Source organism: Aminobacter sp. J41 (assembly GCF_000526635.1).
Taxonomy (GTDB): Bacteria; Pseudomonadota; Alphaproteobacteria; order Rhizobiales; family Rhizobiaceae; genus Aerobium.
This window is the reverse complement of the sequence record NZ_JAGL01000100.1, coordinates 1-1,411: the sequence shown is the minus strand read 5'-3', so window position 1 is coordinate 1,411 and position 1,411 is coordinate 1. Positions and strand designations below refer to the sequence as shown.

Below are 1,411 nucleotides of genomic sequence, written 5' to 3'. Positions count from 1 at the left end.
AGGTATCGCGGGGTGGAGCAGCCCGGTAGCTCGTCAGGCTCATAACCTGAAGGTCGTTGGTTCAAATCCAACCCCCGCAACCAATTCCTTCCTCAAATCCATCGGAATACGTGAGCTCCTAGGAGCAGCCCGTTCGGCCTACAATCGATCCCCAAGGGATACCCACGGATCGATTGCTTGACGGCCTCACCGAGTCGTCCTGCGGGCATAACCAGAGAAGCGACGCAGCTTGCCCTAAGCGAGATGCTTAGCGGAGCAATCAGGGTGCACGCTGCGGTGCAGCAGCTCGACGCATCAAGAGGTGGTTTGACGTTGCTCCCGGCAATAGTGCCAGCGCCGTGCCGCTAGAAATTCCTCGCCACATACGTCTTCAGCTTCGCAAGCGAGGCCGTGCTGCGCTCGCCGGCGATCCGGTAGTAGCGGGCGCGGCCGATGTCGCGGTAGTAGTTGCCCTCAATGCCAAGCCGCAGGTTCGGCACCGGCTGGTACTCGAGCCCGAGCGAGGCGAGCATGCCGGACGGCTTCCATTCGAGATCTCTTCCCTTTGTGCGGGCAAACAGGCCCGAAAGCGTCAGCATCGATTTCAGCTTCGGGCTCCATTAGTACTCATAGGAGGCAAGCAGCGAGAAACCGCTGGTGCGCACGATCTTGCCGTCGCCATCGACCATGTAGTCGGTGACAAAAGGCGAATCCCCGAGATAGGACATGGCGCCATCGGCATAGGCGGCCGCCAGCAGCAGGCGCCCCTCATGGCGCAGGATGACCGGATTGAACTCGACGCCGGCCGATGCCGCCCACGCGATCGTTGACCGCAGCGGCCCGCAGCATTCGGTGACGCGGTCGTCGCTGAGCTGCTGGACGGCAACGCTGGCCTGCGCGTTGCCCCAGCGATTGTCGTCAACCCGGGCCGCAACAACGAGGTCCGGCAGGTTTTGGGTCCCGCGCAGCGCCCAGACGCCGTCATCCACTCGCCGTTCGTTGTTGTCTTCAAGGGAGACTGTGACGGATGCCTTTTCGCTGAGGCTGTGCGTATAGGCAGCCAGATTGGTGGTCCGGTCCGATGCGTAGCCTTCCGTGAAGTTGTAGCCGGTGGAGTAGTCGAAGAACGATTTCCGCCGTCCGACGGTGAAACCACCTGCTGCAATGAATGCCTGGTCCAGGTGAAGGATGGATGTGCCGGATGAGTGGGCGCCTTTCAGGCTCGCAAAGGTCAACAGCGGCCCAAGATCAGTCATGGACGCTGTCGTAAAGGTAAGAACCGACTCGGTTGTCTGCTTTGCAGGCCGGGGCCTTGGTTCCACGGTATCGTAGACCACTGGTCTGCCCCCTGAAAAGTGGTCCTCCCTGAAGTAGGCTATTGAGCCGTAGGAGGACGTTGGAATGCCCCAGAAGAAGCACAAACCCGAAGAGA

At 60.8% G+C, this 1,411-nt stretch carries 2 protein-coding genes and 1 tRNA gene; 1 reads left to right on the top strand and 2 read right to left on the bottom strand.

The features are described from left to right. Positions 1 to 6 precede the first annotated feature (6 nt). Positions 7 to 83: transfer RNA gene (locus L630_RS0120700), tRNA-Met, on the top strand. Positions 84 to 344: 261 nt separating this feature from the next. Here L630_RS0120700 and L630_RS0120695 read toward each other — a convergent pair. After that, complete coding sequence (locus L630_RS0120695; protein WP_024850064.1) at positions 345 to 578, bottom strand: hypothetical protein; 234 nt, start codon at positions 576 to 578, stop codon at positions 345 to 347. 21 nt (positions 579 to 599) lie between these two features. Beyond that, positions 600 to 1,411: porin (locus tag L630_RS0120690; RefSeq protein WP_210164334.1), on the bottom strand; the 812-nt coding region annotated here is incomplete at its 5' end.

Excerpts from the sequence above, each read along its gene's own strand:
- L630_RS0120695 (WP_024850064.1), bottom strand. The coding sequence starts at position 578 with ATGCTGACGCTTTCGGGCCTGTTTGCCCGCACAAAGGGAAGAGATCTC.